Source organism: Bacillus sp. YH3-2-B2 (assembly GCF_053663335.1).
Map to the genome: position 1 here is coordinate 87,335 of NZ_JBSJQE010000005.1, position 13,026 is coordinate 100,360.

The following is a 13,026-nucleotide window of genomic DNA, read 5'->3' on the forward strand; positions in this document are numbered from 1 at the left end:
TAGTGTATCACGCTTTTGTCAGATGATAAACGATCGATTCATACGGACGGAGCGTCAATCGTTCCGGCCGCCCTTCCCTCGGTTCATCATTCGTCAGCAGCACCGTAAACCGCCAGCCGTCCGTGTCTTTAAGCGGAACCGTAAAGTCCGCTTCTTTCCCGTAGAAGTTGTTGATGCACAGAAGTTTTTCATCCTTGCCGTGTCTGACGTACGCCAGAACCGCCGGATCATCTTCAGCAAGCAGCTCAAACGTTCCTTCAGTCACGATGTCATATTCCTTTCTGAGCTTGATGAGCTTCTGATAATGGTAGAAAATTGAATCCGGGTCCCGCAAAGCCGCTTCCGCGTTAATGTCCCGATAATCATCCGCCGCCGGAATCCAAGGCGTTCCCGTCGTGAAGCCGCCATGCGGCCCGCTGTTCCATTGAACGGGGGTTCTTGCATTGTCTCTTGATTTCTCTTTTAAAATGGCGATAATGTCTTTTTCTGACACGCCTTCTTCCTTCATCTTTTTGTAAATGTTCAGTGATTCGACATCGCGGTATGAGCCGATGTCATCGAACTTCGGATTGCCCATGCCGATCTCCTCACCTTGATAAATGTAAGGCGTGCCCTGCATCATATGAATGGCCGCCGCCAGCATTTTGGCTGATTTCGTCCGGTATACGCCATCGTCTCCGTATCTGGATACGGCCCGCGGCTGGTCATGGTTGCACCAGAATAATGCGTTCCAGCCTCCGCCGTTTTGCATCTCCGTCTGCCAAAACGCTAAAATCCGTTTCAGCTTCAGAAAATCAAACGGAGCGAGCGCCCATTTTTCACCATTCGGATAATCCACTTTTAAATGATGAAAGTTAAAGGTCATATCGAGTTCTTTATTTTCAGGGTTTGTGTACCGGATGCAGTGGTCAGCCGTTGTCGAGGACATTTCACCGACCGTCATGCTGTCATATTTCGAAAACACTTCCCGGTTCATCTCATGAAGAAATTCGTGCACGCGCGGCCCGTCCGTATAATAAGGGCGCCCGTCACGACCATCCTCGGCATCAGGAAACGATTGGTCTTTAGAAATGAGGTTGATCACATCCAGCCGGAAGCCGTCGATCCCTTTTCGGAACCAAAAATGCATCATGTCGTAAACCTGTTTTCTCATCTCTTCATTTTCCCAGTTCAAATCGGCCTGCGACACATCGAATAAATGCAGATAGTGCTGGCCTGAGGCCGGGTCGAGCTCCCAAGCGGAACCGCCGAATTTTGATTCCCAGTTGTTCGGCGCCCGGCCGTCTTCCTTTCCGTCTTTCCAAATGTAAAAATCCCGATACGGACTGTCGGGTGACGAAACCGCTTCTTTGAACCACTGATGCTCGACTGATGTATGGTTTACGACAAGATCCATGACGACCTTTATTCCTCTTTTGTGCGCTTCATCGAGAAGGCGTTCAAAATCCTCCATCGTTCCGTATTCTTCATAAATGGTGCAGTAATCGCGAATGTCATAACCGTTGTCATTCTGCGGCGAATCGTAAATCGGCGTAAGCCAAATGACATCAATCAAAAGCTTCTGCAAATAATCAAGCTTCTCGATAATACCGTTCAGATCACCGATCCCGTTTCCCGTCGTATCATTAAAGCTCTTCGGATAAATTTGATATACCGCTGCCTTTTTCCACCATGGTGTGCTGTCTGTTTTCATTTTTCTTCACCGCCTGTATTGTTTTGAATGGAAAGGGGAAAGGGACAGCCTGTTAGAAGGCGCCCCGCAGGTTTTCTATTTTTGCCGTTTCAGCCGCGCATACCCGTATGTTCCCGCAAACGGGAGAATCAGCACAATCAGCATTCCGATCGCAAACGGACCCCAGTACCGGCTCATAATGGAGAAGATCCCCGGCACGCCGCCGACTCCGACCGAGCTTGCGAGAACGCCTTTGACGGAGATGAACATCCCCGCGATTCCCGAACTGATCATAGCGATCACAAACGGAAATTTGTAACGCAGATTCACGCCGAAAATCGCCGGCTCTGTAATGCCCAAATATGCGGAAATGCCGGCCGTCAGTGAAAGCCCCCGCTGTTTTTTATCTTTTGTAATCAGCATCATGGCCAGAGCCGCCGATCCTTGAGCGATATTTGACAATGCGAGCATCGGCCATAAAAATGTGCCGCCGAGCTTTGATCCGATTAATTGAAGATCGACCGCGAGAAACGTATGATGCATCCCCGTGATCACAAGCGCCGAATACAGCCCTCCGTACAGCAGGCCTCCGATGGCGGAGAATTGGCCGAAAACGGCAATCAACCCCGCCGTCAGCGCGTTACCGATCGCAAAGGTGATCGGACCGATGATAACAAAGGATAGAAAACCGATGACCAAAAGCGTCACCGGCGCGACGACCAACAGCTGAATGCCCTCCGGCGTCCGTTTCGTCAAAAAGAGCTCAAGCCTGGCAAGTAAATAAGACGCCAGCAGAATCGGGAGCACCTGACCTTGATACCCGACTTTCTGCACCTCAAGGCCGAACAGGTTCCACACCGGAATATCGCCGCTCTGCTCGGCAGCCCCGTAGCCCCATGCGTTTAACAGATCAGGATGCACCAGCATCAGCCCGAGCACGATGCCCAAAAGCGGGCTTCCTCCGAACCGCTTCACTGCCGACCAGCCGATTAAAGCCGGCAGAAAAGCGAAGGCCGTCCCCGCGATCAGATTAATCATATTGGCAAGATCCGCCCATTGCGGATACACTTGGACAATCGATTTCGTGCTGTAAAAAATACCTTCCGCCGTTAAGATATTGTTCAGACCCATTAAAAGCCCAGCCGTGACGATCGCCGGCAAGATCGGAATAAAGATGTCCGCAAGCGTTTTCACAGCACGCTGTAAAGGATTCATGTTTTGCGCTGCCGCCTTCTTTACGTCATCCTTGGACGCTTCACCGATACCCGTTTCCTTCACTAATTCCGCATATACTTTGTTGACCGTCCCCTGCCCGATCACGACTTGAAACTGCCCGTTTACCGCAAAAGATCCTTTGACAATGTCTATTGCATCAAGCATTTTTTGGTTTACCTTGGTTTCATCTATTAATGCAAACCGCAAACGCGTCACACAATGAGTCGCCGCCTCAATATTTTCAATTCCGCCGACAGCTTCAGCGATCTGCCGCGCAGCCCGGTTAAAATCACCCATGCCAACCCCTCCGTAACCGTTTTCATTTTGTCTCGCAAACTTGTATATACATGTTTATGACTCTATTGTAATGATGTATATACATGTCGTCAATCTATTTTTATAGCGCTTTCATCACAAATATACTGCGAAAGACCCTGAAACAAAAAAAGCCCCGCCGGAACCGGGCCTTGACTTCTTGTTTGGTCGGGAACATGTCCGGGCGGAATTCACAACAGGAGCACAAAAAGCATACAGTACTGTACAACTAAGTTAAAGAGGTGTGAAGAGATGCCATCCACTGTTATCAACCTGTACTATCTGAAGATTAACAGTATTTCTGGCAACGGATCTATTACGATTGGGGAAGCGGCATACAACAGTCCCACCACAAATAACAAATCACAAGGACTGAACTCTTCATTCGGCGATACGTCACCTATAGAATCGATGATGGAGAACTTGTTAAATGATCCTGATGTCAACGACCAGACAGCCATCGGAACCGCAGATACCGCAAATATTACGCCGGTGCCGCCCATTATAGATTAAAGGGGTTTTTATGAATGCCTTACCAAATTAACGTCGTCAATATAAAAGTAAACGGAGCAACGCAAAACGGAAACGTCGATATCGGTCAGACCGTACAAAACAGCCACACCGCCAACAGCAAGTTTGTCGGCGCGAACTTTTCTTTAGGGGATTTTTCGCCGGCCGCCGGATGTTTGAATTCGGGCCATCTTGACCCTGACGTGAGCGACCAGGATCAGATCGCCAACCCGTCAATGCCGATCGCAAATCAAATATAGGGAGGTTCTGCCGAAGTGGATATCGAAAAAATGAGAAAGTGGCTTGAGATTACGAACGAGCACAAGCCCAGCGACTTTTGGACCAATGTCCTGAAACGGAAATCTCCCGAAGATTTTTTCTCCTTACAAAAAAACACCCTGACTTATGATATTTATCAGGATGAACAGCACACATTTGTCATTGTGGAAATGCCCGGCGTTTACGAAGAAGAATTGACATTGAGGCTGCTGTCAAGGACACGGCTGCATATAAGAGGAAACATCACACCCCTTTTTCCGAAGAACATGGGCGTCTGCCAAAACCGGTATTACGGGGAAATCGATGAGACGATTGAGCTTCCTGAACCGGCTGAGCCCCACCTGTTACAGGCGCAGTGCGTAAACGGCCTGCTCCACATTTCCTACCCGCGCCTTATGGAGCACATTCCTTTTCAGAAAAAAATCTAAAGAGCCGGCTTACGGGCGGCCCAGCCGTCTGTACACTTTCTCCTTATAATGAGAAGATGCGGGTTTTGAGAACATGGCTTTCTCCTCCGTCAGTTTGTCGAGTCTGACTTGTTTTTCCGTCCGTTTGTTCCGCAGGGTATCCCGCTCCTGTTCATTGCGGCACTTGGCGATCAAATAATCGAGCGTCATCAGCTCTTTCTTCAGCGCGCCCTCATCCTCGGCGATCCCGGCGTTTTTTAATATGCGGTAGCCCATTCTGAGCGACTCCGGAAGATGTGCGGCATCGTCTTTCGGCAGGGGCTTTCCCATTCCATTGATGCCGGCGAACTCTCCATCCTTAATGGCGCGCTTGATTTTATCTTCAGCCACGATATGGGCAATATCCATCACTGTTCACCTCTTTTTTCAATAGAACCGGGTGTGATCATACGGAAATTCACATCCCAGTTTGTGCCAATTGTGTTTTTTAAAGCTGTCATTCAACAGATGAACCGCTGTTGCGACAGCGTTTTTCGCCCTTTTTCCGATGAGCCTTTTCCACCTTTTCTATTTGCTGGTTTCATGGTATATTGATTACGTTCGTTTTTTCTATCGTTCCGTGTAAACCGTGATCGGAAAAAAGGAGTGTAACAATGAAAACATTTATAAAAGAAAGAGGACTTGCCTTCTTCTTGATAGCGGTCGTGTTATTGTGGGTGAAAACATATGTCGCTTATATTTTAAACTTTAACCTCGGCATAGACAACACGATCCAGAAAATATTGCTTTTTGTGAATCCGCTGAGCTCCAGCTTGTTCTTTCTTGGATTTGGGCTTCTTTTCAAGAAAAAATTACAGCAGACAGCCATTATTGTGATTCATTTTTTATTGTCTTTTTTGCTTTTTGCAAACATCGTCTATTATAGATTCTTTAATGATTTCATTACCATCCCGGTCATGATGCAGGCAAAGACAAACGGCGGCCAGCTCGGAGACAGCGCGTTCTCGTTAATGAGATGGACAGACGCCTTCTACTTCCTGGATACCGTCATTTTGATTATTTTGGCCCTTAAGATGAAAAAACCGGCTGAAAAACCGGCGAAGAAATCATTCAGAATCGTTTTGGCTTCCGCCGTGCTTGTGTTCCTGATCAACCTCGCCGTCGCGGAATCCGACCGTCCCGAGCTTTTGACACGCTCATTTGACCGAAATTATCTGGTGAAATACTTGGGCACGTACAACTTTACGATTTACGATGCCGTGCAGAATGTGAAATCAAACAGCCAGCGCGCGCTTGCCGATTCAAGCGATGTAACGGATGTGGAAAACTATATGAAGGCCAACTATGACGTGCCGAATAACGTCTACTTCGGAAAAGCCGAAGGAAAAAACGTCATCTACGTCTCATTAGAGTCTCTGCAGTCCTTTATCATTGATTACAAAATTAACGGCAAGGAAGTGACGCCGTTTTTAAACAAACTGGCGCACGATAATCAAACATTCTACTTTGATAACTTTTTCCACCAAACGGGACAAGGTAAAACATCTGATGCGGAATTTATGATGGAGAACTCTCTGTACCCGCTTTCGCAAGGTTCGGTTTTCGTCAATAAAGCGCAAAACACGCTGCAGTCCGTTCCTGCGATCTTAAAAGGCAAAAAGTACACGTCTGCCGCTTTCCACGGAAATACGCAGACTTTCTGGAACCGTAACGAAATGTACAAATCGGAAGGCATCGATAAGTTTTTCGATTCCGCTTATTATGACATGAGCGAAGAAAATACGAAAAACTACGGCATGAAAGACAAACCGTATTTCAAAGAATCCATGCCGCTCTTAAAGAGCCTGCCGCAGCCGTTCTATACGAAGTTCATTACGCTGTCCAACCACTTCCCGTTCGGAATGGATAAAGAAGACACGGACTTCCCGGCGGGAGACTTTGGCGATTCAGTCGTCAATAATTACTTCCAGTCCGCGAACTATCTGGATGAATCAATTGAACAGTTCTTTAATGACCTGAAAAAAGACGGCCTGTACGATAAGTCGATTATCGTGATGTACGGAGACCACTACGGCATCTCCGAAAACCATAATAAAGCGATGGCGAAAGTGCTCGGCAAAGATGAGATCACTGAATACGACAATGCCCAGCTTCAGCGGGTGCCGCTCTTTATCCACGCTCCCGGCGTGAAAGGCGGCCGCAATCATAAATTTGCCGGTGAAGTCGATGTCGCGCCGACCGTTCTTCATCTGCTCGGCGTCGATACGAAAGATTATCTCATGTCAGGTTCTGATATCTTATCGAAAGAGCACAGAGAAGTCATTCCGTTCCGTAACGGAGACTTCATCTCACCGAACTATACGAAAGTGTCCGGCAAGTATTACGATACGAAAACCGGAAGACTTTTAGATGATTCAGAAGTCGACAAAAAAGAAGACTCTCTCGTCAAGACTGAGCTTGAAATGTCTGATAAGATCATCAACGGCGATCTGCTTCGTTTCTATCAGCCGAAAGGCTTCAAGAAAGTGGATCCGTCACAATTCGATTATACGAAGCGTGAAGATTCCTCAGCAGACGATCAAAAAGAATAAACAAAAGCCAGATCATATCAATGATCTGGCTTTTTTATGTTCAGCTCCCGGCGGCGGCCATAGTGCGCTTTTGCAGGCTGTCGGAAAGGACTGAATAAGCGACGACTTTCTTTTTCTGCTGCTTGACGACATCTACATGATCTTCGTAGCTGTATACAAACACCGTCACATCTTTTTTTCCTTTTCTCGTCTTAATGACAAGCGGATCGGCTCCGTTTTGCGGATGAAGATAACGCTCTTCATCCCCTGGGTATATATAATGCCGTTCGATAAACACGGCTTCGTTAAAATCATCAATCACCCGTCGTTTGTCTTCGCCTTCCAGACGTTTTCCGCCGAGGGAAACGGCAGCGGACTCGTCACTGAGCTTTGAATGGGTTTCAAACTTGCGGAGGATCCATTCCACCGCTCCGGTAGGAAGGCATGTCAGCACAATCTTAATCAGGCTTATGACAACAATTGAAACAACTGCAATCCATGTCACCTTACATCATCTCCATACTTGTTCTACATGAATCTTAACATAGAAGAAAACATTGTTTTTTGTACATTATGTGAAACTTGATATATGTTCAAAAAAATCCGGATCACCTAGGTGATCCGGATTTTTCAAGTCTGCTTCTGATCGTCAAGGCGGACGGCTTCTCTCAGCTCTTCCGCAACAAATTCGACGTTCGGCCCGATAATGACCTGCGCCGTTTTATTCCCCGTTTTGATAACCCCTTTTGCTCCCGCTTTTTTAAGCGCCGCCTCATTAATGAGAGACGTATCCTGCACGGTCAGCCTGAGGCGGGTCGCACAGTGATCAATCGTTTCGAGGTTTTGCCTGCCGCCGAGCCCCTTGAGCATGGCATGTTCTTCGACGGAACCGGCCGTATCTTCACTAAGCACTTCTTCCTCTTCCTCATCATCTTCCCGTCCCGGCGTTTTCAAGTTTAACGTTTTGATGAGCATATAGAAGACGACAAAATAGATCACCGCATAACAAAGCCCGACAACGAGCAGCAAAAGCGGTTTTTCGGCAATGCCGTAGCTGAGGAGATAATCGATCGCCCCCGCCGAGAATGAAAAACCTGACCTGATTCCGAGAACATTCACGATAAATAAAGAGAACCCGGTTAATATAGCATGAACCCCGTACAAAAGCGGTGATAAAAACATAAATGCAAATTCAATCGGCTCTGTAATTCCGGTAATAAATGCCGTCAGCGCGAGACCGATCATCATTCCGGCCGTCGCTTTGCGCTTACTTGGCTTAGCCGCGGCAATCATTGCCAGACATGCGGCCGGAAGCCCGAACATCATAATCGGGAAGAATCCCGTCATATAAGTCCCCGCCGTCGGATCCTTCGCAAAGAAGCGGGCCAGATCTCCCGTTTTTCCGTGAAAATCGCCAAACTGGAACCAAAAAATATTATTCAGCACATGATGAAGACCGAATGGAATCAAAAGCCGGTTAAAAATCCCGTAAATCCCGGCGCCGATCCCGCCAAGCCCGATCATCCATTCCCCGAAGGACGTAATCACCGACTGAATCGGCGGCCACACAAATCCGAAGATCCCCGCCAAAATAATGGTAATCAGCGCCGTTACAATCGGAACGAGCCTGCGCCCGCTGAAAAACCCGAGATATTCGGGCAGCTTCGTATCCTTAAAGCGATTATACGTGTATCCCGCAATTAACCCCGCGATAATCCCTCCGAAAACGGCCATATTATTTGTCGAATTGATTGATTTTACAGCCGCGTCCAGCATGATATAAGAAATGGCTCCCGACAGAGCGGCGGCCCCGTTGCTGTCTTTGGAAATCCCGATCGCGATTCCGATCGCGAAAATCAGCGGCAGATGATCAAATACCGCGGTCCCCGCCGCGTAAATGAACGGAATATTTAATAAGTCCTCTCTGCCGATGGCCAAAATAATACCAACGGCGGGCAGAACGGCAATCGGAAGCATAAAAGACTTTCCGAGTTTTTGCAAAAATTGAAGCATTTTACCCATCCCCCTTCTTTTTTCTTAAATATACCACATAAGTTATCTAGTGATCTATACCAATTTTCCTTCATTTATTCACATAAGGCTTGTTGGTTTTCTATTTATAAACCAGTTGTGGTAAGCTTGAATCAGATGATTAAAAATAGAAAGCGGGAATGACAATGATTGTAACGAACGATCAAGAATTAGAAGGCCTTAAAAAAATCGGCAGAATCGTCGCGCTGGCGCGTGAAGAAATGAAGAAAAAAGCCGAGCCCGGCATGAGCACGAAAGATCTTGACCTGATCGGAAAGGCGGTGCTTGACGAGCACGGAGCCGCTTCCGCTCCGGAGAAGGAATACGATTTCCCGGGCGTGACATGCATCAGCGTAAATGACGAAGTCGCTCACGGCATTCCGAGCGCCTCTAAAATCTTAAAAGCCGGAGATCTTGTCAATATCGATATTTCGGCGGAGTTCGGCGGTTTTTATTCCGATACGGGTATTTCATTTGTGCTCGGAGAAGGCGATGAACGTCTGCAAAAGCTTTGTAACTGTGCGGCATCCGCATTTCAGAAAGGATTGGATCAGGCAAAAGCCGGCAAACGTCAAAACCAGATCGGCAGAGCCGTCTACCATGAAGCCCGCTCCAACGGATTTACCGTCATTAAAACGCTGACGGGCCACGGAATCGGCAGAAACCTCCATGAAGCGCCGAACCACATCATGAATTACTACGATCCGTTTGATAACGCGCTGTTTAAAAACGGAACCGTGATCGCGCTTGAGCCGTTTATTTCCACGAAAGCGGAAACGATTGTTGAAGCGGGAGACGGCTGGACGTATAAAACGCCGGATAAAAGCCTTGTCGCCCAAGTGGAACACACCATCGTGATCACAAAAGACAAACCGATTATTTTAACTGCATTGTAATGTTTCATCTCCCTCCCGAACAGGTATACAACAACTAACCCGAAGGAGGGAGACGCATGAAAAAAGATAAAGAAAAAATCAAAATCGAAAACGAAATACACGCCATGCACGGCGTAACGAAACAGCAGATTTTAGAGGATTTCGAGGAATTTAAGGCGTACCTTCATCAGAAAATTTCCGCCGGAAAAAAACTGGGTCTGGATGACAGCAAAATCATTAAAAGCGCCGCCATCCTCGGGGACTATCTCGCCAAACACGAGGAGCCCCGCAATGCGGAAGAAAAACTTTTACAAGAACTGTGGGACATTGCGGATGACAATGAAAAACAGCATTTGGCCCAGCTTCTCGTCAAACTTGCCGGACACTGATACAGTGCCCGGCTTTTTTATGCTCCGTTATAAGAGTTGTGCTACACTGGACATATGTCTGTGAAAGGAGCCATTTTTCAACATGTGGTTTATTATCTTCGGGTTTATTTTCTTTATTGAAAGCATCATTCTTACCGTTTACGGGGTGAAGAAAAAGAAGGGGATGCTGATTTATTTCGGCGTCGTTTTCGGAATCATGACACTCGGAACAGTGCTGTTAAAATTAACCGGCCATTAAGCATGAAAAGACCGCCCTTTACATATATATGTAAGAAAGCTTTACATCTCTGAATCGAAAGGCTCAGTTTTTGCGTTATCCCTTTTCAGCGTCTTTTTATAGATGTTACAATGCCAAAAGTTTGGCAAAAACTGAAGAAACTCTCCCCAGCGGGAGAACGGAGAAAGGAGTTTTCTGACATGCATTATGGCAGTAAAGGCTGGTATGTAGAAGAGTTAAAGAAAAAAGGAATTACCCACTATGAAGGAAGAAAGCTTCAAAGCTTCAAAAAGTACTTCCTTGCCAATCTGCTGGAAACAAAGAAACAAGCATAACGTAAATCAGCCGTGCTGTCAGTGCAGCACGGCTTTTTTTCTATACATTAGTGAGCCTGTCCCTTTTTTTAAGGAAGGACTCCCTCCAGCTTTCTGACAGCGCTTCTTCCCGCAGTATTTCTTCAATCGCTGACAGATTGCCTGAATCACGGTATTTCACTTCGTTCGCATACCAGACGGAAATGCTTTCTTTGCCTCTCGACAGACGCTTGAGAACGGGACGCGGATCGACATATCCTTCTTCAAGCACCCTGAAATAAAAGCCGGTAAATCCCGTCTGCTGTACACGGAGCACCATATCTTTGATGCCATATTTGAGCGCGAGTTTGACGCAGGGCTGGCGCGGCTGGCTTACTTGAACGACGGCTTCCCCCAGCTGAAAGACGTCTCCGATCCACACGTCTTGTTCGGCCAGTCCTTTGACCGTTACATTCTCTCCGAACGCGGCGGCGGGAAGTTTTCTCGCGAGCGTTGTTTCCCAATATGAATAATGCTCGGCGGGATACACGCACACCGCTTTATCGGGACCTCCGTGATGCTTCAGATCAGCCTGCCCGTCCCCGTCAAAATGGGTTTTATACAGCATGACGGGAGAATCTGCGGGCCGCTTGATGATGCCTGAATTGATTTGTCTGCCGGCAAATTCATGAATTGCGGGCTTTCCGAGATTGATAGATAAGACAGAATAGTCTTGCGTCATCTCGTTCACATCCTTTGCGAAATATCCTATCTTTCCTTTATCATAGTAAGAAAAAGGTGGTTTTTCCATGCTTCAGTATCATATGATTGCAGACGGCCGGGTTCAGGGCGTAGGTTTTCGCTACTTCGTCCAGATGGAAGCCGACAGACATAAGATAGCCGGCTGGGTAAAAAACCGTGATGACGGCCGGGTGGAAATCCTTGCCGAAGGCCCTGAAGAGTCGTTAAAACAATTTGCCGAAGCGGTCAGAAAAGGCAGCCCCTTCTCAAATGTCACAAACGTAACCATCGAAGAATCACACCGTCTGAAAGGGTACCGCACCTTTTCCATCAGTTACTGATAAGGCTTGTCCTGATAAAAATAATTCGGCTTCACAATCGTATCGTCATATGATTTATGAAAAATGTGGGTGGAAGCCGGCGAGATCGGCGGAATCAGCCAGGTCCAGTCGCCCGTCAGCTTTCTGCCCGCGTCTTGTTCCTGTTCTTCAAAGCGCTTAAATTGATTCGCGGCCGTATGGTGATCGACAATGCTGACACCGTGTTTTTTGTATGAATAGAGCACTGCCTTATTCAGTTCCACCAGCACCTGATCTTTCCACAGGTCAGTATTCAGGCTGGCGGAAATCCCCATGACCGAAGCGGCTTTTTTGAGCATATCATACCGCTTTTCGTCAGCAAGATTCCTTGCGCCGATTTCGGTTCCCATATACCATCCGTTAAAAGGCGCCGCGTTGTACGACAGTCCGCCGATTTCAAGCCTCATATCGGCGATAATCGGAACCCCGTACCATCTGAGATTTAAATCGGCAAACTCTTCAATATCCGGATGGGTGATCGGCACTTCTTTCACGAGCGTCTGAGGCAGGTCATACCAGACCGGCTGCCCGTCCCCTTTCATCCGGAAAAGCAGCGGCAGAATATCAAAATCGGTCCGCTTCCCGCGCCAGCCGAGTTTTTCGCAGACAGCCGTCAGCTCATATGATGCCGGATCACCGACTCTTCCTTTTTCAGTCTCATATCCCGCATAGCGGATGAGCTGGTGATTCCAGATTTCCACTTGTTTCTCCCCGTTCTTCTCAGGAGGGAAAATCGTAATCGTCGGTTTAATTTTTCCGCCGTTCGTGGCGATTTCAATATGTTCAAATAATGCGTCACGCACCTCTTCTTTCGTGTTCACATTGCGCCGGTCAATGACGTTCAGCGATTGCCAGAACAGACGCCCGATACAGCGGTTGCTGTTGCGCCACGCCATTTTCGCCCCGTGTTCAAGCTCTTCCGCAGTATGGACGTAACTTCCCGTCCGCTCTATCTCATCTTTTATCGCGTGCAGTCGCGCGTTGATTTGCGATTCCATTCCGAGTTCCCGATAGCAGACATCAATAAAATCCTTCGCCTCATCCCAAAGTATTTCCGTATGTTTCAAAAAACTCTCTCCTTCAATTTACATCTGTTTCCCATTGTATCGTTTTTAGGTGTGAACACAATGGTTTTTTTGTATCATACTGGAAA

16 protein-coding genes are annotated in these 13,026 nt (G+C 47.4%); 9 read left to right on the plus strand and 7 right to left on the minus strand.

Going from position 1 to position 13,026, the window contains the following annotated elements:
- Positions 1–7: 7 nt before the first annotated feature.
- The gene (gene treC, locus ACWJJX_RS17185) at positions 8–1,693 is read right to left on the minus strand and encodes an alpha,alpha-phosphotrehalase (RefSeq protein WP_072588259.1); all 1,686 of its coding nucleotides are present in this window, start codon (positions 1,691–1,693) and stop codon (positions 8–10) included.
- A 75-nt stretch (positions 1,694–1,768) separates the two neighbouring features.
- Complete coding sequence (gene treP, locus ACWJJX_RS17190; RefSeq protein WP_454023144.1) at positions 1,769–3,184, minus strand: PTS system trehalose-specific EIIBC component; 1,416 nt, start codon at positions 3,182–3,184, stop codon at positions 1,769–1,771.
- Positions 3,185–3,454: 270 nt separating this feature from the next.
- Here treP and ACWJJX_RS17195 point away from each other — a divergent pair, with 270 nt between their 5' ends.
- Genes ACWJJX_RS17195 through ACWJJX_RS17205 form a run of 3 tightly spaced genes read left to right on the plus strand, consistent with a single transcriptional unit; the run spans position 3,455 to position 4,419 of the window.
- Positions 3,455–3,715 (plus strand): spore germination protein, encoded by a 261-nt coding sequence (locus ACWJJX_RS17195; protein WP_007408496.1) that lies wholly within the window; start codon positions 3,455–3,457, stop codon positions 3,713–3,715.
- Between the two features lie 14 nt (positions 3,716–3,729).
- On the plus strand, positions 3,730–3,972 hold the full coding sequence (locus ACWJJX_RS17200; RefSeq protein WP_003155595.1) for a spore germination protein: 243 nt from the start codon (positions 3,730–3,732) through the stop codon (positions 3,970–3,972).
- 15 nt (positions 3,973–3,987) lie between these two features.
- Positions 3,988–4,419, plus strand: coding sequence for an Hsp20/alpha crystallin family protein (locus ACWJJX_RS17205; RefSeq protein ID WP_003155596.1), 432 nt, complete (start codon positions 3,988–3,990; stop codon positions 4,417–4,419).
- A gap of 9 nt (positions 4,420–4,428) precedes the next feature.
- On the opposite strand, the gene ACWJJX_RS17210 is transcribed toward ACWJJX_RS17205, so the two are convergent.
- Entirely contained in the window at positions 4,429–4,806 is a 378-nt protein-coding gene (locus ACWJJX_RS17210; protein ID WP_070081496.1) for a DnaJ family domain-containing protein, read from the minus strand.
- Positions 4,807–5,051: 245 nt separating this feature from the next.
- Between ACWJJX_RS17210 and ACWJJX_RS17215 the strand changes: the two genes are divergently transcribed.
- A complete protein-coding gene (locus tag ACWJJX_RS17215; RefSeq protein WP_003155599.1) occupies positions 5,052–6,989 on the plus strand; it encodes an LTA synthase family protein in 1,938 nt (645 codons plus the stop codon).
- Between the two features lie 40 nt (positions 6,990–7,029).
- Here ACWJJX_RS17215 and ACWJJX_RS17220 read toward each other — a convergent pair whose 3' ends face one another.
- On the minus strand, positions 7,030–7,473 hold the full coding sequence (locus ACWJJX_RS17220; RefSeq protein WP_003155601.1) for a YfmQ family protein: 444 nt from the start codon (positions 7,471–7,473) through the stop codon (positions 7,030–7,032).
- 125 nt (positions 7,474–7,598) lie between these two features.
- A complete protein-coding gene (gene nagE / locus ACWJJX_RS17225; RefSeq protein ID WP_012117066.1) occupies positions 7,599–8,981 on the minus strand; it encodes an N-acetylglucosamine-specific PTS transporter subunit IIBC in 1,383 nt (460 codons plus the stop codon).
- Positions 8,982–9,145: 164 nt separating this feature from the next.
- On the opposite strand from nagE, the gene map reads away from it, so the two are divergent.
- The 4 genes from map to ACWJJX_RS17245 all read left to right on the plus strand — a co-directional run bounded on the left by map (position 9,146) and on the right by ACWJJX_RS17245 (position 10,815).
- The gene (gene map / locus ACWJJX_RS17230; RefSeq protein WP_003155605.1) at positions 9,146–9,895 is read left to right on the plus strand and encodes a type I methionyl aminopeptidase; all 750 of its coding nucleotides are present in this window, start codon (positions 9,146–9,148) and stop codon (positions 9,893–9,895) included.
- Positions 9,896–9,951: 56 nt separating this feature from the next.
- Positions 9,952–10,263: a DUF3243 domain-containing protein gene (locus ACWJJX_RS17235; RefSeq protein ID WP_003155607.1), complete on the plus strand. Its 312-nt coding sequence runs from the start codon at positions 9,952–9,954 to the stop codon at positions 10,261–10,263.
- An 82-nt stretch (positions 10,264–10,345) separates the two neighbouring features.
- Positions 10,346–10,501, plus strand: coding sequence for a hypothetical protein (locus ACWJJX_RS17240; protein WP_003155608.1), 156 nt, complete (start codon positions 10,346–10,348; stop codon positions 10,499–10,501).
- A gap of 179 nt (positions 10,502–10,680) precedes the next feature.
- Positions 10,681–10,815, plus strand: coding sequence for a YflJ family protein (locus ACWJJX_RS17245; protein WP_003155609.1), 135 nt, complete (start codon positions 10,681–10,683; stop codon positions 10,813–10,815).
- 40 nt (positions 10,816–10,855) lie between these two features.
- Here the strand turns inward: ACWJJX_RS17245 and ACWJJX_RS17250 are convergent, their stop codons facing one another.
- A complete protein-coding gene (locus ACWJJX_RS17250; RefSeq protein ID WP_015239385.1) occupies positions 10,856–11,515 on the minus strand; it encodes an MOSC domain-containing protein in 660 nt (219 codons plus the stop codon).
- 67 nt (positions 11,516–11,582) lie between these two features.
- Between ACWJJX_RS17250 and ACWJJX_RS17255 the strand changes: the two genes are divergently transcribed.
- Positions 11,583–11,855, plus strand: coding sequence for an acylphosphatase (locus ACWJJX_RS17255; RefSeq protein WP_003155611.1), 273 nt, complete (start codon positions 11,583–11,585; stop codon positions 11,853–11,855).
- Here ACWJJX_RS17255 and nosA read toward each other — a convergent pair.
- Entirely contained in the window at positions 11,849–12,940 is a 1,092-nt protein-coding gene (gene nosA, locus ACWJJX_RS17260) for a nitric oxide synthase (protein ID WP_015417020.1), read from the minus strand. The genes ACWJJX_RS17255 and nosA overlap by 7 nt on opposite strands.
- Between the last annotated feature and the right edge of the window lie 86 nt (positions 12,941–13,026).